We start from the raw sequence: 17,016 nt of genomic DNA, 5'->3' as shown, positions 1-17,016 counted from the left end.
CTCCTACCTATCCGAGGGTGAGCTGACCCTCGGCGACCGGGGGCTGACGGGTGGTGCGGCGCCGGGGCGGGCCGGCCGGCGGAGCGGTGCACTGGTGGTCGATCACGTGCGGGCGGGGGCAGTCGGCCGGGTGGCTGCGGTCGACCCACGCGAGGTCGGGCCCGTCCTTCCTGGTCCGCACGCACCAGTCGAGGCGGTTCGGTTCCCGCAGCGCGGCGGCCGCTGCGGCGGTCAACGGGCCGGCGTCCGCGGTGACGTCGAGCGCGGCCCGGAGCCCGACGAGCTGCCGCAGGACCGGCCGGCCGCAGCGGCAGCGCACTTGGCGTGCGCCGCCACTGCTGCTCGGGCGCCTGGTCATCCGAACTGCTCGACTCGCGTCCCGCGCCGGCGGCGCTTCATCTCCTGATGCGCCTCGTACTCGGGCTCGGTCGGGTGATGGGCGAGGGCCTCGGCGACCGCGTCCTCGACGACCGTCCCGCCGGGCCCGATCTCGTCGAGGGTGTTGTCCATCTCGCGGCGTCGCCACATCGCGCGCATGACCTCCAGCACTTGCCGGGTCTGCTCGTCGTCGCGTGCTGCCTCGACGAGCGTCATGCGCAGCTTGACTTGCGCCGGCTTGTCCTCGTTCTTCGCGTGCCCGGTGTAGGTGACCGAGGTGAGTTCGGCGATCACGACGACGCACATGCCGGGGTGCTCGAACAGGCCCCGGCGCTGCTCCTCGGTCAACGACGCTTCGAGCATCGCGGCAGCCGAGTCGAGCTTGACCTCGACGGCCGCGTCTTTGTCCAGCTTGGGCATTACTTCCTCCGTCGTTTGCTGAGCGAGTGCTGTAGGGCCGCGTAATGGCGGGCGGCCGCCGTGCGGATCTCGGGGATCGGGCAGTCGTCGCGCTGGTGACGTCCGAACCGGACGACGAGCTGTTGAACCGCGTCGTAGCCGACGGCGTCCTCGGCGCGTCCGCACGGGCACATGTAGTCGGCAGCCGCGAGATCCAGCGCCTTGCTGTCGAACCGGACCCGCAGCCCGTATCCGGGATGCGGGCTGCCGACCGTCGGCCCGAGCCCGGTGGTCATGCCGCGCGCTGCCCCTCGCGGGACCGGGCGAGCAGCATGCGCAGCGCTGCGGCCGCCTGTTGGGGTACGACGCCGTTACCGAGCGCCTTGAGCTGCTGGGTGCGGGTGAGGCCCGGAACGGCGGTGACGTGGCCGGCGTCGAGCCCCATCATCCATTCGACGAACTCGGGGCTCAGTCGACCTCGATCGTCAGTTGCCCAGGGGGCGCGGCGGCCGGTCGCCGCTTCCCACCGTGCGATCGCGGGAGCGAAACGGCCCCACTGAGCGTCGGGTTCCCCCGCGGGTACGTCGGGCTGTTTCGGTCCCCGTCGGCGGCCGTCGGGGTCGGTAGAAGGGACACCGCGTCCACCAGCGTCGCCCCTGCGTTCCTGGTCTCGGTCTTCACGTCGTGGTTCGGGTTGAACCCGCGTGCGGAGTCTGCCGCTGCCGGCGTCGGCAGCAGGGACACCACCGTCCGGAGGTCCGGACCGCCCTCCCCGTGCGCGCCCACCCCGTTCGTGTCCGAGGTGCGGGGCGTCGGCAGCAGTGGCGAGGATGATGAGCCGGCGGCGCTGATGGCACGCGTCGACCTCGTCCGCGCGTACAACGTCCCATTCAACATCGAACCCGAGGTCGGCAAGGTCGCGCAGGACAGTGTCGAAGCCGAGTCGAAGGTGATTCGCGACGTTCTCAAAGACCGCGTAGCGGGGTCGTAGAACCCCAAGGGCACGGGCAATGTGGGGCCAGAGGTGCCGTTCATCATCGGTTCCTTTCAGCTCGCCGGCCAGGGAGAACGGCTGACAGGGGTAGCCGCCGCACACGATGTCGGGGCGGCCGTACGTTTCGACGATCTGCTGATAGTCGGCGACGGTCAGGTCGCCGATGTTCGGCACGTCCGAGTGCCGGTGGGCGAGGATCTTGCACGCGCCCGGGTCGACGTCCGACACCCAGGCGAGGGAGCCACCGAACACTTCCTGCACGGCCTGGTCGAGCCCGCCATACCCGGTACAGAACGAACCGGTCAGCGGCCCGTCGGCGGCGAGCGGTTGTTGCCCGGGGACGGGCGGTACGGGGCGGGCGGTCGCACGGATGATGTCGTCAAGCGTGGGGCGGAGCGGGGCGACGGCCGTTCCGGGGAGCGTGGCGCCGGGCGCGGCGCGGCGACTCATGCTGCGGCCCCCATCACGTACCGCTGCACGTATGCGTCCGGCCAATCCGCTTTGCTCAGCCGGTCGCGCTGCGCCTGCGGCATGTCGAACAGGGGCAGCCCGCACCAGTCGTGCCCGGCCGCGCGCAGCCACCACGCGTCGCACATGTCGCCGCCCTCGCCCTTTGCGTTCAGGTCGCCGGGGAACTCGACGCCAGCCGCGAGGTACGCGGCGTCGGCCATCTCCCGTTTGGTGGCGTTGCCCTTGTCGGCGGCGAACTGCTTGAGCGTCGCCGGCGGCACGTAGGCGTACGGCACTTCGGCGTCGAGCAGCGCGCCCACGACGACGCCGTGCAACTTGCCGATGATCTTCAACGCGGTCGCGTGCATCTTGGTCGGCAGATCCTCTATCACGGCGAGGTGCGGCCGGCACGCCGCGAGGTCGTCGGCGATGTCATCGCGGACGTGCAGCAGCCGGCGGTCTCCATCCTTCGCACGCGTCTTGATCCGGTACGTCGTGGCGTCGGGCAGGCACACGCCCGTCGAGGCGATCGACAGGTCGAGCCCCATCACACGGAACCCGGCGGGGGTGGTGCGGTGGTTGCCGAGGCTGATCCCGCCGGGGGCGAGCAGTCCGGGAATCGTCGTCATGCTGCACCCCCCGACACCGGGATGATCGGCCCGTACAGGGCACGCAGCACGTTGAGCGGCTGAGCCTCGCCGTCCTCGCACCGCAGGATCGGCTCGCCGCCGAGCCCGGCCGTGCCGTGCCACCGCCACGTGCTCCCGGTCTGGTCGAGCCACGTCAGCGTGAGATCCCACGAGTCGCCGCGCGGATCCCGCCACACGCCCCGCTCGCGGTCGAGGCGACCGGCGTACGGGTCCGCCGGCTCATCCTCGGCCGGCCGCCGGGGCTCGGGCTCCGGGGTGCACAGTCCGGGCCCGTGCTCGGCGATCAGCCGGTCGGCGATGCCGCGCAGAAACTCGGCGGCGAGGATCTTGCACACGCCGTCGGTGCGCACGGTGTGCGAGCCGTCGCGCTGCACCACTACGACGATCGCCGGGGCACCATCACGGCCGACGTCGAATCCGATGATGTGCTGCTCGGTCATACGGGCGCCCCCTCGGGCTCGGTGGTCGGCTCGACCCACGGGCGCAGCGGCCACGCGCCGTCGACGACGGCGCCCGGGTCGGTCTTGCGGAAGTGCTTTTGCAGCCCGGCCGCTTGCTCGGCCGCCCACTCGATCTGTGCGGCGTGCAACTCGGCGACCGACAGCCCACAGAAGTCGCCGTACCGCGGCCGGCGGATCTGCCGGATCCGCTCGGGCCACTCAGCACGCGGCATGTGCGCGAGCGCTCCGATCCGGTACGCGACCCGGGCCGCGATCACCGCGTCGTACGACGCGCCGTGCGCCTCGTCGTCGTCCCACGGCAGTTCGTAGACCTGCGCGAGTGTGATGAGCTGCTGCGGCCCCTGCGTCTTGGACGGCCGCTTGCGGAACGTGTCGGCGTGCTTGTCCAGCACGCGGGTGTCGATGACGTGCAGCGGGTGCAATCCGAGCCGCGCGGACAGCGTCGACAGCCCGTAGCGGCGCAGCTCGCGGTCGAGCAGCGTCAGGTCGTACGCGATGTTGTGCCCGACAACGACCGCCCCGGCGCGAACCTGCTTGGCCAGGACACCGGCGATGTGGTCGACGGCGTCCGGCGCGGGCTCGCCCTTCGTGCGCGCTTCCTCGGTGGTGATGCCGTGCACGGCGGTCGCGCCCTCGGGGATCTCGATGCCGGGGTTCAGGAACCAGTCGTGCGGTTCGACCGGCAGGCCACCGCCGAGCCCGTGCACGGCGGCGGTCACGATCCGGTCCGTCTCAACGTCGACGCCGGTCGTCTCCAGGTCGAACGCGGCGAACCTGCTGTGATGCCACATCAGGACGCCTCCCGGTGTTCCACCGGGGCGGCGAGCCCGAGCGCTTCGAGCAGCTCCTGCGCGTCGTCCTCGTCGCGGGCGTTGCGCTTCACGAGCCGGGCCGCCGCCGCGCACTGCTTCTCACTCAGGGCGGTGCCGGTGACCGTGACGCCTCGGTCGCGGAGGTCGCTGAGATTGGTCACGGCCGGCCCCCCGATCCGGGCTGCGCGGCCGCCGGCCACGACACGGACGCCGGGTCCGCGACGGGCGGCTCGTCGTCCTCGACGACCTCGGCCGGGTACGCGCCGTCGTCGTCCGGGCCCGGCTCGTCGTCGTCCTGGTCGCCGATCTCGCCCGTGCGCGGGTCGATGCCCTGCTCGATATCCCGGGCGATCTGCATGAGCGCCTGCGACAGCTCGTCGGACCCGTCCCGGGCGACGTGCCCGGCCCGGTTCGCCCGGTGCCACACCTCGCGGACCTCGGCCGCCGTGCGGCAGGCGCGGGCGTCGGCGAGGTAGTCGGGCACCGCGGCGGGCGCTGCCTCGATCGCCGGCCGATCCAGGCTGCTCGGGTCCAGCGCGGCCGCCGTGCTGATCGGGCCCGAGAGCGCGTGCCTCAACTTCGGCAGCGACGGCACCACCATGACGACCTGAAAGCGCTTCGTCTTGCCCTGACGGACCGCCGTGCGCTGCTCGATCCACATGCGGACCGGCATCATCCCCTTACCGCCGGTTGCTTGCAGCACTGTGTCGAGCCCGCCGGCGAGCGCGTCGGCCGCGTAATACGACTTCGTTTCCAGCCGCCACACGCCGAGGTCGGGCAGGTCGGGCAACATCACGTTGATACGGGACGTCGGGCGGCACACCTGGTCGGCCGGTCGCTCGTGCCAGTCCTCGCCGAACCGTGCGAGGCAGATGCACGGCTCCCGCCGGATCCGCTCGAACTCGCCGTCGCAGCGCCGCGAGCATCCGCCGCCCGACCACATCTCGTAAGACTGGTCGAGCGGGTCGCCGGCGGGCAGGATCGCCCGCAACTCGCGTGCCTCGGTGATCACACGCCACTGCGCGACGTCCTGTCCCTGTGGCGTCCACTGCTCGACCGTGCCGCCGTACAGATCGGCGGCCGCAGCGACGTAATCGCGCGAGTGGCTGCTGAGAATGAACGTCTGAGACTTGACCGGCACCCGCTTCTTTTTCGGGTCCTGATGGGGCCGGCTGCTGCCGGTGCGGATACGGCCGAGTTCGGCCGCCTGCCGCTTCATGGTCATGATGCGCGATCCCACGGGTCACGCTGCCTTTCGCTCGGAGGCGCCCGGCGCCCACGGCGGTACGACCGCCGGGTACGCGCTCGGCGCGCGGTGCAGGTATCGGGCGGTGCGCACGGCACCGAGGAACGCCCGGAACTGCTCACGGCCGGACGGCACTTCGATCAGCCGGTGACCACGCGGCCGCAGGTTCAGCAGCGCCGTACGGTGCACCCGAGGCGCCGGCTCGGTCGTGTCGTCCGGCAGCAGCCACTCGGGCGCGTGCCGCAGCGCGGCGAGCTGCAACGGCTGTTCGTCGTACACCGTGTCGTCCGGTTTCACCGTGCCGTCGGGCTTCACCCCGCTTGTCTTGTAGTCGACGAGCCACAGCTGCCGCCGCCGGAACCGGCCGGTCGGCAGCCACACCCACAGGTCACCGGTGCCGGCGTAGCCGTAGCGGCGGTGCATGACGGTCGTCTCGACCGCCTCGACGTCCTCGGTGAGGTCGAGGCGCCACAGCCGGAACCATCGGGCGAGCTGCTGCGCGAACGGCTCGACCTCGGGGTCGGCCGGGTACGGCACGCCGAGCACCATGGCTTGCGCCCGGTTGTGGACGCGGCTGCCCAGGTGCTGCGCCCGCTCGGTGGCCAGCCGGTGCACGGCCACAAGGTCTTTCCGCAGTGCGGCCGGCTCGGTCCGGGCCCGGCGCGCGATCGTGATCGGGTCGGCGATGACGGCGTCGGCGGTGATGCCGGCCGCCCACGGGGTAAGTGCGGGTTTCGCGATGCTGCTCAGCACGTTGGTGACACTGATCAGGTCCGGGCCCCCGGCGGGGTCGGTGTAGTACCGGCCCCGCTCGGTTGCCTTCGCCCATTTCGGGTCGGTCACTGCGCGCCGCCCGCCTGCGCCGGCTCGTGAGTGGCATCGGCCGCGGCGCGGCTGCTCTTCCCACTAACCTCGGTGTCGGCGTTCAGCAGCTCGACGAGGTACGCGGCGAGGACCGTTGAGTACGTCTCGACGACGGGGTCGGGACAACACCCGTAGACACCCTCGACGTCCCGCATCGGCCGCCCGATGTGGTCGAACTTCGCGTGCTCGTCGTTGTCGCCCGTCGCCGTGCACACCGGGGCGATCCCGGTCGGCGACTCGCTGTCGGTGATGACGACCCGCCACATCGGACGACGCTCGCCGGCCTCCGACTCGAACAGGTCTGCGGCCGCCTCGCGTGCCTTCAGGAGCGTCTCGTTTACCGGGCGTCCCGCGGCGTACGCGACTGCCGCGGCCTCGACTCGGTCGAGCAGCCGGTCGGCGCCGGGCACCCCGTATCCAGCCCGTCTCAGGGCGGCGTGTACCTCGTCGCGTGCGCTCATGACGGCTCACCCGCCTCGCGGTCGTCGTTGAGCAGCGCGACCAGGTACTCGGCGAGCAGCCGGTCGCCGACCTCGACGACCGGGCCGGGGCAGCACTCGTACACGCTCGCGTCGACCCGCTCGTGCCCCTCGTCGGGGCAGACAGGGGCGATGCACTGCGGCTCGGTCCGGCCGGTGTAGTCGTCGGCGGCGAGCCGCCACTCGGGCAGCCCGTCGAGGTCGTACTCGCGCAGCGCCTCTGCGGCCGCGCGGCGGGCGTTGTGCAGGGCGCTCACGCGGTCTCACCCGCCTCGACGACCCCGGGCACTACCTCGGCAGGCCAGAGCGGGTGTTCCGGGCGGTCCGGGCCCACGCCGCGCGTGCCGACCTCCAGCCCGCACCGCAGGCACGACCATCGGGACGGGTCGCCGCCGAGGTGCCGCGCCATGCACTGATGCGTGCAGGCGCCCGGCGTCATGTCGGGCACGATGTTCGAGCCAGCCAGCGGCGGGATACCCCGCTCGGCCCGGAACTCGGCGATCGCCCTGTCGCAGCACACCGGCTCGCCCTCGACGCTGCGTTCGTCCTGCCAACACGCGGGGTCGGCCGCCTCGTCGGCGGTCAGCACTTCCCACCGCAGTCGGCAGTGCGAGCACGTGTGCGTCTCGGTGCACGTCACGGTGACCTCGGCGACCTGCGGGCGCTGCCGCAGCTCGGCCGCGATGTCCTCGCAGCGGCGCCGGTAGTCGCCCTCGATGTCCCGGCTCATCATGCTGTCGGGCACGGACATCCCGGCCGCGAGCTTGCCGAGTCGGCGAGGCAGCACGGCGACCGTGATGGGTCCGCTCGGGGCGACGACCTCGGCGAGGTCGTCGAGCCCGGTCAGCCCGAGGTCGGCGGGACGGCGCGGCGTGAGGGTGACCAGCACCCGCCACTCGTCGCGGTACGTCTGCTTCATGCGGCGGCACCGCCCTCGGCGGCGCGCAGCCCGGCCACGGCCGGCGCGGCGAGCTGCTCGATCCGGGCAGCGAGGCGCAGCGCCTGCATGCCGTACACCGGCATCCGCGTCGACACCTCGGCGACCAGGTCGGCGACCAGCGACTCGAACGGCAGATCGCTCGACCGTTCGATCAGGTGCGGGTCACGCGGCCGCTGCTCGTGCAGCGCGTCGAGCCGGTCGGCGTACCGGTCGGTGAGCAGCGTCTCGACGACGCCGGACACCACGTGAGCGACGAACGCCTCGACGTCGAGGGTCACGCCGGCCGGGATCGGCTCGACGGTGATACGGAACGGCCCGTCAACGGGCGTGTTCGGGGGCGTCGTCATCGGGTGCCCCCCGGACGCATGCCGGTGAGGACGTCGTCGCCGTCAACGACGGTGGCGTGCACGCGGATCGAGACCGTCGAGCCGTCGCCTCGCGGCGGCGTCGTGGTGTGCAGCGTCCACAGCGCGACGCCGGCGGTGCCACCGCTCTGCTCGATACGGCCGCCGAGGTCGTACATCCACCGCGACAGGTCGTTCGCGCTCGTCACCGTGATGTGCACGGTGTCGGGGCGCGGCGTCAGGGTCGCAGCGGGAAGGGGCAGGTAGTCGAGCATCGACCGCACGGCGAGTTCGTTGACCGCCGTCAGGTCGGAGCCCGTGAGGGTGTGCGGGTGTTCGGTAGGCTGAACGCTCACGGCGTCGGCCTCACTTTCTCTCGCGGGATGGATGGGGCTCGGCGCCCCGGGGTCGTTCCGCTGCTTGGCCGTTGCGGGACGGCCCCCTTTGTCGTGTGGCTACGCCGCCGGCCGCTGCTCGCCGGCCTCGGCGGCGCGGCGGCGGATGATCTCGGCCTCGATCGCCTCGACCGAGCCGAGCGGGTGACCGGGGTAGTACGCAGCCTCGGCCGCTGCGCGGGGGGTGCGGGCGGCGCGCTCGGCGACCGCGTCGACCAGCGCCTGTGCGGCGGCGCGGATGGCGCGGGCCCGGATCAGCGACGGCGTGTCGGCGCTCATGCGGCCGGCTCCTTCACCCGCCGAGCCGTGGCCGTGTCGAACGCGAACACGTCGTCGAACGCGACGTCGTACGTCGTGCAGATGCGGGCGATCGCGGTCGGGCTGGCGGGTCCGCCGTTGCGGAGTCGGTGCAGGGTGCCCATGCCGAGCCGAGTCGCCGCCGCCTGCTGCTCGTAGGTGGCGTGCCCGCGGGCGCCGGCCACGGTCAGGAAGTCCGCGACCTTGAGGACGATGGTGTCCATCGACTGCCTTCCAGTAGTGGAAGTTCGATTGATGGAAGGAAGCTAGCACGTTCCTTCCATCACTGGAAGTTCCACTACTGGAAGTGGGGAAGATTTTTTTCCGGCCCCGGACGGCGTACATGCGTTCGAGTGCGGAAGCGACGTGCAGCGACGGCCGAAGGTTGTACACAGAACTACTTGACGTGTACTTCCACTAGTGGAAAGTTGGCTTCCCCGCCTTCCGGTGGCGGTAGCCTGCGCGCATGCGGAGACGAGATCATGATCAAGAGAGCACAGAGGGCCGGCCCGAGTGGCTTGCCTGGCTTACAGGCGTACTGACCGACCAGGGCTATGACCTCTCCGAACGCGGCGGCGGCCGGGCCAAGCTCGCCCGCGACACGGGACTGAGCGCGGGCATCGTGACGCGCCTACTGACTGGTCAGCCCGTGTCGTACGAGACGCTCCTGAGCCTCGCGCGAGGAACCGGTATCTCAGTGCAAGAGCTACTGATCCGGGCGGGCAAAGCCGCCCCCGGCGACTTCTTGTTTCCACCGCCGGAAATCGGTCAGACTGAGGTATCGTCCGGAAAGCGATTGACACCCGAAGAGGTGGCAGTCGCAGCAGGGGTGCCCGAAGAGGATCGGGCCTGGTTTGTGACCATGCTTAGGCGTTGGCGTAAAAACGGCACAAGCGGCGGCGACAGCTCGGCGGGGGGTGTTGCCGCGGAGGGGTAAACGCAATGCGGGAGCGCAGAGTAATCGTTCTGGCCAGAGCTTGCGCGATTGTGGGGATCGTGCTGGCCCTGCACGGAATCATCGCGGACCGGGCTGCCACGTTCAGGGTAGGCACCCTGGCCCTGATCAGCTCCGCCGCCCTACACCTGCACATGACCTCCCGACTCAACACGCACGCCGTCATGGCACATCAGGCGACCCTCGCCCGCATGAGCATGCGCGAGCGGCAGCAGTACGCAGAGATGGGCTACAAGGCTCGCTGTTTCGAAGCGCTAACGGAAGACGCCCCGGAGACGACGGGAGCCGCCGACATTGTGCGGCTACCCGTCGCCCGCCACGCCCCCCAGATGCGCCGAAATGGGAGCGCATAAAGTAGGGGGTTTAATGCCAGCTTCGCGGGGAACTCTAATCATTCCTGCGGCGCGGTCGGTCGTAAAAGCGCCGGACCTAATTCCCGTTATCGGGTACGCCCGCGTTTCCACGTGGCGCGAAGAAATGATCAGCGTCGACATTCAGCAGAGCGTCGTCGAGGAAGCGGCCGCCCGACGCGGCCGGTACGTGGCTCAGTGGATCGTCGACCCGGACGCGACCGGCCGCAACTTCAAGCGCCGCGTGATGCGCGCGATCGAGATCATCGAGGACCCCGGCCGGCCCGAGCGCGAGCTATGGAGCTGGAAGTTCAGCCGCTTCGGCCGCAACCGGCACGGCGTCGCGATCAACCTCGCGCGGATCGAGGACGCCGGCGGCGAACTCATCAGCGCCACCGAGGAAGTCGACGCACGCACAGCCGTCGGCGGGTTCACCAGAGACATGCTGTTCGCTGTCTCGACCTTCGAGAGCAACAGGGCCGGCGAGCAGTGGAAGGAGACACACGAGCTGCGCCGCCGGCTCGGGCTGCCGTCGTCCGGCGGCCGCCGCTTCGGCTACACCTGGCACCCGCGGCGCCTACCCGACGGACACGGCGGGTGGATCCTCCAGGAAGAGCGGTACGAGGTACTGCCCGACGAGGCCGAGCTGTTGTACGACGCGTACCACGACTACGTGCGGGGGACAGTCGGGTTCCGACCGATCGCGGCCCGACTGAACGACCTAGGTGTACGCAACGCCCGGGGATCACGCTGGTCGGACCAGACCGTACGCCTGTACCTCGACAGTGGTTTCGCGGCCGGGCTGCTGCACATCCACAACCCCGAGGCGGTGTGCGGCGACCCGACCACCTGCCGGAAGCCGGCCCACTACGTGCACATCGCCGCCGAGCATCAGGCGATCATCGACGGCGATGTCTGGGACAAGTACCGGGAGATGCGCGAGACTCGGCGATCCCTACCGCGGCGGTCCCTCTCCCCGGTCTACCCCCTGTCGGGGCTCATCTGGTGTGGGCTGTGCGGCAGCAAGGCGCACGTCTCGGGCAGCGCGCAGCGACCCGCCAAGGGGTATCGCTGCCTCGCACGGGCCCGCGCCGCGATCAAGCACGAGTCGGTGTGGCACACGCGCAGCGTCCTCGAAGATCGCGTGCACGAGTGGCTGCTCGACACGCGCGCCGAGATCGACGCGATCGTCGCCGGGCAGGTCGTCGAGCCGGCGCCGCAGCGCGAGCCCGACCGGGAGGCGACCAGGAAGCGCCTACAGAAGGAAGTCGAGCGGGCGACCAGTGCGATCGAGCGTGGGTTCGAGGCGTACACCGAGGGCGATGTCGACCGCGACACGTACCTGCGGACGCGGGCCAAGCACCAGCGGCGGCGAGACGAGGCGCAGCAGCAGCTCGACGACCTCGGTCAAGAGGATGAGCGACCCACGTCCCCGGTGCCGTTCCGCGAGACGATCGCGGGTCTCATCGGGGAGTGGGACACGATCAGCGTCACGTCTAAGCGGGTGCTGCTCGGGACGCTGATCGCCCGGATCGAGCTGCGTCCGGCCGGCGTCGCGGACATCGTGCCGGTGTGGTCGCCTGCCGCTGCTGACACGCCTCGCTGGTCGGTGCGAACCACCGAGTGATCCTCATGGTGGGTTATTGGGTACTAGGCGTGCAGTTTCCAGCGCACGCCGAGGTCCATGGTGGGGTTTCGCTTTCTCAAGTACGTCCAGAGGGTTCGCACCATTGTCGGGGGACCGGACGGTTGCCCGCGCACACGGGCCTGTGCGTAGGGCGTCGGGGGCGCCGGCCTGCTGACCAGGGGGTTCCCCGCCGAGGACGCTGAGCGGTCGCTTAGTATGAAAGAAGTCCCGGAGTGTCCGGGACCGTCCCCGTCAGCGTCGCTCAGGAGCCCCACCCGTGACCGCACCGGCCCCGACCGCCCCCGCCGTCTCCCACGGCCGGCTGGTCCCCGTCACCGTCCACTTCGACGACCTCGACGCGCTCGGGCTGCTGCACAACGCCCGCTACCCGCTGATGGTCGAGCGGGCCTGGACCGAGCTGTGGAACGAGCACGGCATCCGTTTCGACGGTGACTGGACGGCGGCCGGGGACGCCTGCAACGCGGTCAAGGAACTGCGGATCACCTACGAGGCCCCGGTGACCCGCCCCGGCCCGTACGCCGTCCACCTGTGGCTGGAACGGCTCGGCACCACCGGCCTCACCTACGGCTTCCGGTTCTGCTCGGCGGACGGCACCGGGACCTACGCCCACGGCACCCGGGTGCTCGTCCGGCTGGACGCCACGACCATGCGCCCCGCGCCCTGGAGCGAGACCTTCAGGGCCGCGGCTCGGGCACTGCTGCGGCCTGCGGACTGACCCCCGTGCGACCCCCGCGCTCGGCCGTGCGCAGCACACCCGCGAACACCGCGAGCCCGGACGCCAGCACCGTCACCACGCAGAACGACACCATCAGGCTGGTCGCCTGGGCCACCCCGCCGATCAGACCCGGCGCGATCAGCCCCGACGTGTAGGTGATGGTCGCCACGCCCGCGATGGCCTGGCTCGGGTTCGGCCCGGCGTGCCCGGCCGCCGCGAAGCACAGCGGTACGACCACCGCGATGCCGAGCCCCATCAGCGCGAACCCGCCCATCGCCACCGCGGGATGCCCGGCGAGGACGACGAGCACACCGCCCAGCACCGCCAGCATCCCGCCGGCGCGGACCGTGCGCACCGCACCGAACCGGTTCACCACCGCGTCCCCGGCCACCCGGGCCACGGCCATGGTCAGCATGAACGCGGTCGTCGAGGCGGCCGCCAGACCGGCCGAGCTGTCCAGCCGGTCCCGCAGGAACACCGCCGACCAGTCCAGGCTCGCGCCCTCCGCGAACACCGCGCAGAAGCCGACCGCGCCGATCAGGAGGGCCGAGCGGGGCGGCAGGGCGAACCGTGGCGGCGGCTCCTCGTCCTCCTCGGCCTGCAGGTCCAGCACCCTGGAGCAGGCCGCCAGGCCGAGCACCGTCAGCAGGGCCGACGCCAGGACGAAGTGCAGGCGCGCGTCCGCGCCGAGATGCGCGGCGAGGGTGCCGGCCGCCGAGCCGACCAGGGCGCCCGCGCTCCACATACCGTGCAGCCCCGACATGATCGACTTCCCGAGCAGTCGCTCGACCTCGACGCCTAGCGCGTTCATGGCCACGTCGGCCATGCCCGCGGTGGCGCCGTAGGTGAACATCGCCAGACACAGGGTGACCAGGTTCGGCGCGAAGGACGGCAGCACGAGGGACAGCGTCCACAGCGTCAGCAGCCCGCGCAGGGCCGTACGGCTGCCGAAGCGGTGGCTGATCCGGCCCGCCAGCGGCATGGCGCAGGACGCGCCGAACGCCGTGAAGGCCAGCGCGAAGCCCAGCTGACCGGCGCCGACCGAGGTGTGGTCCTGGACCCACGGCACGCGCGTCGCGAAGGAACCGGTCACGGCGCCGTGCACGGCGAAGACGGCCGCCACGGCGTACCGGGCGCGCCCGACCTCGTCACGCGCGTGGCCCACGTCGCTCATCGCTCCACCCCTCCCCGGGAGTTCCCCGCCCCGCTCGGCTGTACGCGCCGTAAACTATCAGGGACCCTGCCTGATAGATAGCGGACCTCCGCGTCCGGCATCGGGCGGCCGGTCCACGCCCATCTGGGAGGATGCCCGTCATGCCCGCCACACCGAGCACCGCCCGGGCCATCAACGACCGGCTGGCCCTGGGGCTGTTGCAGCAGGAAGGCCCGCTCACCGCGGGACGGCTGAAGCAGCTGACCGGACTGTCCCGGCCGACGGTCGCCGACCTCGTCGACCGGCTCACCGCAGCCGGGCTGATCACGGTGGTCGGCGAGTCCGGAGAGCAGCGCCGGGGCCCCAACGCCCGGCTCTACGGCATCGTCGCCGGCCGCGCCCACCTCGCCGCCCTCGACGTCCGTACCGGAGGCGTCGTCGTCCTGGTTTCCGACCTCCTCGGGCAGGTGCTCGCCGAGGAGTCCGTGCCGATCGGCGGGGACGCCGGTACCGGGACCGCCGTGGAGCAGGCCGTGGCCGCGGTGGAGCGGACCGCCAAGGAGGCGGGAGCGGACCGTCTGCACACCGTCGGCATCGGCGCCCCCGGCCTGATCGACCCGGTCACCGGCGAACTCCGCGACTCCGCCGGCCTGCCCGCCTGGCACCGCAGCCTCGCCACCGCCCTCCAGGAACGGCTGCCCGGCGCCCGTGTCACCGTCGAGAACGAGACCAACCTGGCCGCCGTGGCCGAACAGCGCGAGGGTGCCGCCCGCGACCGCGACACCTTCGTCCTGCTCTGGCTCGGCCACGGCGTCGGCGCCGCGGTCGTCCTGGACGGCACCCTGCGCCGCGGCGCCTCCGGCGGCACCGGCGAGATCGGCTTCCTGCCGGTCCCGGGCACGGACTCCCTGCCGTCCGCCCGGGACTGCGACGGCGGCTTCCACGCCCTGACGGGGGCGGCGGCCCTCACGTCACTCGCGATCCGGTGCGGACTGCCGGCACCGCCGGCGACGGACGGAGCGGGGGCCGCGGCGGTCGTACGGGGGGCGGTGGCCGAGGTGACGGGCGAGGCGGGGACGGCGGACACGGGGAGGACCGCGGCGGTGGGGGCGCCGGAGGGGCCGTGCGGGCCGACGGCTTCCCCCCGTGCGGGGGCGCCGGGGCCGGCTGGGGCGGTGGCTTCTCCGGGGGCGGGCGCGGGCTCTGCGGGGGCTGGGCCGGCGGGCGCGGCAGCGGCCGGTACTCCGGCCGGGGGCGCGGGTGCGGTGGCCGGTGACGGGACGGCCGCTCAGCGGCTCGCTGATACCGGGAGTCCCTCGCTTCGCTTCCTGCGTCTCCTGGCCGACCGGGTCGCCGTCGGCGTCGCCTCTGTCGTGGCCGTGCTGGACCCCGGGTGTGTGGTGCTCGGCGGGGAGGTCGGCCAAGCCGGGGGAGCGGTGCTCGCCGGGCTGGTGGAGGAGCGGCTGCGAGCCCTGTCCCCACTGCGCACCGAGGTACGGGCGAGCAGCCTGGGCGGCGCGGCCGTGCTGCGCGGTGCGCTGCTCACCGCCCGGGACCGAGCGCAGGACGAACTGTTCGCACCGCCCGAACGCCCGGCCCCGTGACGGCGCACCTGGACGCCTTCGCGCGGCTCTCCGGACGGTCACGGAACCCGGCGCCCCGTGCTGGCACGTCGGCATCTGCGAGGTCTACCGGAGCACCGCCCGGCCGCCCGGGGCACGGGCGGGCCCCGGCGGCAGCCGCCTCCGGCCGTCCGCTGGCGGCACCACCGGGGCCGCGGACCCGACGGCGGACACGTCGCTCGGGCCCGACCCGGCGCCGGAGGCGCCGGCCCGGGTCGACCCCGCGGTACGGATCCGGTGACGCGTCCTGGCACGAGCCCACCCGAGGAACGTTCACGCACCGCCGGCCGCCACCAGCCAGACCTACCGGCTCTTGCCTGACCTGCCGGTCCGTCCGCTCCGTCCCCCGCTCGACAGCTTGACGACCGGTGACGCCCTGCGGGCGACTGCGCCGACCGGACTGCCCCGGCCGGGCGACCCGCCCGAGCGGGGCAACGCCGTCGGCCGTCCCCGCGGCGCACACCGGCGGACGGCACCCGGGAGACCCGGCGACACCGAGCGCCGCCCGCGGAACCCGGCCCTCTCCCGCGCCGCCCGCGCGGTCGTCCCGCCGCCCCTCAGCGCGCGGCCTGCCCGAACCGCCGGGCCAGGTACTCCTCGAAGGTGACCTTGCCGTCCGCCCGGTCCGGGGCCAGGTGGCCGCCCGCGCGGAAAGCGCCGTACGACTTCCCGAACAGCGGTACGCGCGTCACGGCCCGGCGCCGGCCGGTGGCCCGCAGGTAGGCACGGGCGAGGGACTCGAGCGTACGGACCTCGGGGCCGCCGAGGTCCGGTACCCGTCCGGCCGGCGCGCCGAGCGCCAGCGCGGCCAGTCGGCCGGCCACCTCGGCGACTTCGACCGGCTGGTCCGACACGCCCGCCGGGACCACCAGCACCGGCGGCTTCGCGAGGCCCTGGAAGAGCGTGACCAGCAGGTCGTGGAACTGTGTCGCGCGCAGCACGGTCCAGCCGAGCCCCGACTCCTCGATCTGCCGCTCCACCGCGAGCTTGCTCCGGTAGTAGCCGAACGGCACCCGGTCGACGCCGACGATGGAGATGAACGCGAGATGGCCGACCCCGGCCCGCCGGGCCGCCGTGATCAGGTTCCGGGCGGCCTGCTCGTCGCCGCCCCGGGGCGAACTGGCGCAGTGCACGACCGTCCGCACGCCTTCCAGGGCCGCGTCCAGCCCGGCACCGCCTTCGCGCAGGTCGACGGCGTGCGGCTGGGTGTGCCGGCTGAGCACCCGTACCTCGTGCCCGTCCGCCCGCAGCCGCTCCGTGACCAGCCGGCCGAGCGTTCCGGTTCCACCGGTCACCAGGATCGTGGTCATGCTGTTTCCGTCCCTCCGGACACCGGGGCGCTCCCGGCCGGAGCGCCCTTCGTCAGGTGGACGGAACAGCCCCCCGGAAACGTGACATGGGTTTCTGGGGGGCCCGGCGGCGGGCAAGGGCCGTCGTCACCGCCGCCGGGCCCGCCCGCACCATAAGAGGACTAGACCAGCTGGGTCAATGGTCCGGACCAACCCGAACGCCCTAGGGGAAGCGGCCGGTTGGTGGAGTGCCTACGTGGCGCGAAATCCGCTGTACACACTGTGAGCGAGCCCACACCGTGCACCTGTCAGGGTGACTGCCGGGCGTGGCACACTGGCCCTGTACCAGAAGCAGCGCACTCCGGGGTCGGTGAAAGTCCGAACCGGCGGTTACAGTCCGCGACCCGGTCGCTTCCAGCGGCCGGTTGACCAGGTGGAATTCCTGGACCGACGGTTAAAGTCCGGATGGGAGGCAGTGCGCGGCGGGCGGGCACGCTTTCCGTGTGCGCGCCGCCGTACCGGGCATGTCCGTCCGCGGACGCGTCCCCGTCGGCGACGCCCCCGGTGTGCTCACC

The 17,016-nt window shown here is 72.2% G+C and carries 24 protein-coding genes and 1 riboswitch; of the genes, 5 read left to right on the top strand and 19 right to left on the bottom strand.

Annotated features, from left to right (window positions below):
* Positions 1–7: 7 nt before the first annotated feature.
* The 17 genes from ACF1BE_RS19705 to ACF1BE_RS19625 form a co-directional block, all read right to left on the bottom strand.
* The gene (locus tag ACF1BE_RS19705) at positions 8–358 is read right to left on the bottom strand and encodes a hypothetical protein (protein WP_392200324.1); all 351 of its coding nucleotides are present in this window, start codon (positions 356–358) and stop codon (positions 8–10) included.
* A complete protein-coding gene (locus tag ACF1BE_RS19700; protein ID WP_392200323.1) occupies positions 355–798 on the bottom strand; it encodes a hypothetical protein in 444 nt (147 codons plus the stop codon). Before ACF1BE_RS19700 ends, ACF1BE_RS19705 begins: the two co-directional genes overlap by 4 nt.
* Positions 798–1,073 carry a hypothetical protein gene (locus ACF1BE_RS19695; RefSeq protein ID WP_392200322.1) on the bottom strand — a complete coding sequence of 92 codons (276 nt, stop codon included), beginning with the start codon at positions 1,071–1,073 and terminating at the stop codon, positions 798–800. The genes ACF1BE_RS19700 and ACF1BE_RS19695 overlap by 1 nt, the downstream gene beginning before the upstream one ends.
* The gene (locus ACF1BE_RS19690; RefSeq protein ID WP_392200321.1) at positions 1,070–2,221 is read right to left on the bottom strand and encodes a DNA cytosine methyltransferase; all 1,152 of its coding nucleotides are present in this window, start codon (positions 2,219–2,221) and stop codon (positions 1,070–1,072) included. The genes ACF1BE_RS19695 and ACF1BE_RS19690 overlap by 4 nt, the downstream gene beginning before the upstream one ends.
* Positions 2,218–2,850, bottom strand: a complete 633-nt coding sequence (locus ACF1BE_RS19685; protein WP_392200320.1) for a hypothetical protein — start codon at positions 2,848–2,850, stop codon at positions 2,218–2,220. Before ACF1BE_RS19685 ends, ACF1BE_RS19690 begins: the two co-directional genes overlap by 4 nt.
* Entirely contained in the window at positions 2,847–3,311 is a 465-nt protein-coding gene (locus tag ACF1BE_RS19680; RefSeq protein WP_392200319.1) for a phiSA1p31-related protein, read from the bottom strand. The genes ACF1BE_RS19685 and ACF1BE_RS19680 overlap by 4 nt, the downstream gene beginning before the upstream one ends.
* On the bottom strand, positions 3,308–4,123 hold the full coding sequence (locus tag ACF1BE_RS19675) for an exonuclease domain-containing protein (protein ID WP_392200318.1): 816 nt from the start codon (positions 4,121–4,123) through the stop codon (positions 3,308–3,310). Before ACF1BE_RS19675 ends, ACF1BE_RS19680 begins: the two co-directional genes overlap by 4 nt.
* Positions 4,123–4,305, bottom strand: a complete 183-nt coding sequence (locus ACF1BE_RS19670; RefSeq protein WP_392200317.1) for a hypothetical protein — start codon at positions 4,303–4,305, stop codon at positions 4,123–4,125. The genes ACF1BE_RS19675 and ACF1BE_RS19670 overlap by 1 nt, the downstream gene beginning before the upstream one ends.
* Positions 4,302–5,369, bottom strand: a complete 1,068-nt coding sequence (locus ACF1BE_RS19665) for a hypothetical protein (RefSeq protein ID WP_392200316.1) — start codon at positions 5,367–5,369, stop codon at positions 4,302–4,304. The genes ACF1BE_RS19670 and ACF1BE_RS19665 overlap by 4 nt, the downstream gene beginning before the upstream one ends.
* 18 nt (positions 5,370–5,387) lie before the next feature.
* On the bottom strand, positions 5,388–6,233 hold the full coding sequence (locus tag ACF1BE_RS19660; protein ID WP_392200315.1) for a hypothetical protein: 846 nt from the start codon (positions 6,231–6,233) through the stop codon (positions 5,388–5,390).
* A complete protein-coding gene (locus ACF1BE_RS19655) occupies positions 6,230–6,715 on the bottom strand; it encodes a hypothetical protein (protein ID WP_392200314.1) in 486 nt (161 codons plus the stop codon). The genes ACF1BE_RS19660 and ACF1BE_RS19655 overlap by 4 nt, the downstream gene beginning before the upstream one ends.
* Positions 6,712–6,990, bottom strand: a complete 279-nt coding sequence (locus ACF1BE_RS19650; RefSeq protein WP_392200313.1) for a hypothetical protein — start codon at positions 6,988–6,990, stop codon at positions 6,712–6,714. Before ACF1BE_RS19650 ends, ACF1BE_RS19655 begins: the two co-directional genes overlap by 4 nt.
* Positions 6,987–7,652, bottom strand: coding sequence for a hypothetical protein (locus ACF1BE_RS19645; protein ID WP_392200312.1), 666 nt, complete (start codon positions 7,650–7,652; stop codon positions 6,987–6,989). Before ACF1BE_RS19645 ends, ACF1BE_RS19650 begins: the two co-directional genes overlap by 4 nt.
* Positions 7,649–8,020 (bottom strand): hypothetical protein, encoded by a 372-nt coding sequence (locus ACF1BE_RS19640; RefSeq protein ID WP_392200311.1) that lies wholly within the window; start codon positions 8,018–8,020, stop codon positions 7,649–7,651. The genes ACF1BE_RS19645 and ACF1BE_RS19640 overlap by 4 nt, the downstream gene beginning before the upstream one ends.
* Positions 8,017–8,373: a hypothetical protein gene (locus tag ACF1BE_RS19635; protein WP_392200310.1), complete on the bottom strand. Its 357-nt coding sequence runs from the start codon at positions 8,371–8,373 to the stop codon at positions 8,017–8,019. Before ACF1BE_RS19635 ends, ACF1BE_RS19640 begins: the two co-directional genes overlap by 4 nt.
* A 99-nt stretch (positions 8,374–8,472) precedes the next feature.
* Positions 8,473–8,691 (bottom strand): hypothetical protein, encoded by a 219-nt coding sequence (locus ACF1BE_RS19630; protein WP_392200309.1) that lies wholly within the window; start codon positions 8,689–8,691, stop codon positions 8,473–8,475.
* Positions 8,688–8,933: a hypothetical protein gene (locus ACF1BE_RS19625; RefSeq protein WP_392200308.1), complete on the bottom strand. Its 246-nt coding sequence runs from the start codon at positions 8,931–8,933 to the stop codon at positions 8,688–8,690. Before ACF1BE_RS19625 ends, ACF1BE_RS19630 begins: the two co-directional genes overlap by 4 nt.
* 242 nt (positions 8,934–9,175) lie before the next feature.
* On the opposite strand from ACF1BE_RS19625, the gene ACF1BE_RS19620 reads away from it, so the two are divergent.
* From ACF1BE_RS19620 to ACF1BE_RS19605, 4 genes are all read left to right on the top strand, one after another.
* The gene (locus ACF1BE_RS19620) at positions 9,176–9,646 is read left to right on the top strand and encodes a helix-turn-helix domain-containing protein (RefSeq protein WP_392200307.1); all 471 of its coding nucleotides are present in this window, start codon (positions 9,176–9,178) and stop codon (positions 9,644–9,646) included.
* 59 nt (positions 9,647–9,705) lie between these two features.
* Positions 9,706–10,017: a hypothetical protein gene (locus tag ACF1BE_RS19615; protein ID WP_392200306.1), complete on the top strand. Its 312-nt coding sequence runs from the start codon at positions 9,706–9,708 to the stop codon at positions 10,015–10,017.
* A 13-nt stretch (positions 10,018–10,030) separates the two neighbouring features.
* Positions 10,031–11,641, top strand: a complete 1,611-nt coding sequence (locus ACF1BE_RS19610; RefSeq protein WP_392200305.1) for a recombinase family protein — start codon at positions 10,031–10,033, stop codon at positions 11,639–11,641.
* Positions 11,642–11,918: 277 nt separating this feature from the next.
* Entirely contained in the window at positions 11,919–12,377 is a 459-nt protein-coding gene (locus tag ACF1BE_RS19605) for an acyl-CoA thioesterase (protein ID WP_392200304.1), read from the top strand.
* Here the strand turns inward: ACF1BE_RS19605 and ACF1BE_RS19600 are convergent.
* A complete protein-coding gene (locus ACF1BE_RS19600; RefSeq protein WP_392200303.1) occupies positions 12,337–13,551 on the bottom strand; it encodes an MFS transporter in 1,215 nt (404 codons plus the stop codon). The two genes, ACF1BE_RS19605 and ACF1BE_RS19600, sit on opposite strands and share 41 nt — an antisense overlap.
* 140 nt (positions 13,552–13,691) lie before the next feature.
* Here ACF1BE_RS19600 and ACF1BE_RS19595 point away from each other — a divergent pair, with 140 nt between their 5' ends.
* The gene (locus ACF1BE_RS19595) at positions 13,692–15,134 is read left to right on the top strand and encodes an ROK family transcriptional regulator (protein WP_392200302.1); all 1,443 of its coding nucleotides are present in this window, start codon (positions 13,692–13,694) and stop codon (positions 15,132–15,134) included.
* 575 nt (positions 15,135–15,709) lie between these two features.
* Here ACF1BE_RS19595 and ACF1BE_RS19590 read toward each other — a convergent pair.
* Positions 15,710–16,462 carry an SDR family oxidoreductase gene (locus tag ACF1BE_RS19590; RefSeq protein WP_392200301.1) on the bottom strand — a complete coding sequence of 251 codons (753 nt, stop codon included), beginning with the start codon at positions 16,460–16,462 and terminating at the stop codon, positions 15,710–15,712.
* 331 nt (positions 16,463–16,793) lie between these two features.
* A riboswitch (FMN riboswitch) is annotated at positions 16,794–16,924 on the top strand.
* Positions 16,925–17,016: the final 92 nt, after the last annotated feature.

This window comes from Streptomyces sp. NPDC014991, assembly GCF_043080665.1.
Classification (GTDB): domain Bacteria; phylum Actinomycetota; class Actinomycetes; order Streptomycetales; family Streptomycetaceae; genus Streptomyces.
Note: the sequence above shows the minus strand (reverse complement) of the source record. Positions and strands in the feature narration are given on the sequence as shown.

Excerpts from the sequence above, each read along its gene's own strand:
- ACF1BE_RS19705 (WP_392200324.1), bottom strand. The coding sequence starts at position 358 with ATGACCAGGCGCCCGAGCAGCAGTGGCGGCGCACGCCAAGTGCGCTGC.
- ACF1BE_RS19700 (WP_392200323.1), bottom strand. The coding sequence starts at position 798 with ATGCCCAAGCTGGACAAAGACGCGGCCGTCGAGGTCAAGCTCGACTCG.
- ACF1BE_RS19695 (WP_392200322.1), bottom strand. The coding sequence starts at position 1,073 with ATGACCACCGGGCTCGGGCCGACGGTCGGCAGCCCGCATCCCGGATAC.
- ACF1BE_RS19690 (WP_392200321.1), bottom strand. The coding sequence starts at position 2,221 with ATGAGTCGCCGCGCCGCGCCCGGCGCCACGCTCCCCGGAACGGCCGTC.
- ACF1BE_RS19685 (WP_392200320.1), bottom strand. The coding sequence starts at position 2,850 with ATGACGACGATTCCCGGACTGCTCGCCCCCGGCGGGATCAGCCTCGGC.
- ACF1BE_RS19680 (WP_392200319.1), bottom strand. The coding sequence starts at position 3,311 with ATGACCGAGCAGCACATCATCGGATTCGACGTCGGCCGTGATGGTGCC.
- ACF1BE_RS19675 (WP_392200318.1), bottom strand. The coding sequence starts at position 4,123 with ATGTGGCATCACAGCAGGTTCGCCGCGTTCGACCTGGAGACGACCGGC.
- ACF1BE_RS19665 (WP_392200316.1), bottom strand. The coding sequence starts at position 5,369 with ATGACCATGAAGCGGCAGGCGGCCGAACTCGGCCGTATCCGCACCGGC.
- ACF1BE_RS19655 (WP_392200314.1), bottom strand. The coding sequence starts at position 6,715 with ATGAGCGCACGCGACGAGGTACACGCCGCCCTGAGACGGGCTGGATAC.
- ACF1BE_RS19645 (WP_392200312.1), bottom strand. The coding sequence starts at position 7,652 with ATGAAGCAGACGTACCGCGACGAGTGGCGGGTGCTGGTCACCCTCACG.
- ACF1BE_RS19640 (WP_392200311.1), bottom strand. The coding sequence starts at position 8,020 with ATGACGACGCCCCCGAACACGCCCGTTGACGGGCCGTTCCGTATCACC.
- ACF1BE_RS19630 (WP_392200309.1), bottom strand. The coding sequence starts at position 8,691 with ATGAGCGCCGACACGCCGTCGCTGATCCGGGCCCGCGCCATCCGCGCC.
- ACF1BE_RS19625 (WP_392200308.1), bottom strand. The coding sequence starts at position 8,933 with ATGGACACCATCGTCCTCAAGGTCGCGGACTTCCTGACCGTGGCCGGC.
- ACF1BE_RS19620 (WP_392200307.1), top strand. The coding sequence starts at position 9,176 with ATGCGGAGACGAGATCATGATCAAGAGAGCACAGAGGGCCGGCCCGAG.
- ACF1BE_RS19610 (WP_392200305.1), top strand. The coding sequence starts at position 10,031 with ATGCCAGCTTCGCGGGGAACTCTAATCATTCCTGCGGCGCGGTCGGTC.
- ACF1BE_RS19600 (WP_392200303.1), bottom strand. The coding sequence starts at position 13,551 with ATGAGCGACGTGGGCCACGCGCGTGACGAGGTCGGGCGCGCCCGGTAC.
- ACF1BE_RS19595 (WP_392200302.1), top strand. The coding sequence starts at position 13,692 with ATGCCCGCCACACCGAGCACCGCCCGGGCCATCAACGACCGGCTGGCC.
- ACF1BE_RS19590 (WP_392200301.1), bottom strand. The coding sequence starts at position 16,462 with ATGACCACGATCCTGGTGACCGGTGGAACCGGAACGCTCGGCCGGCTG.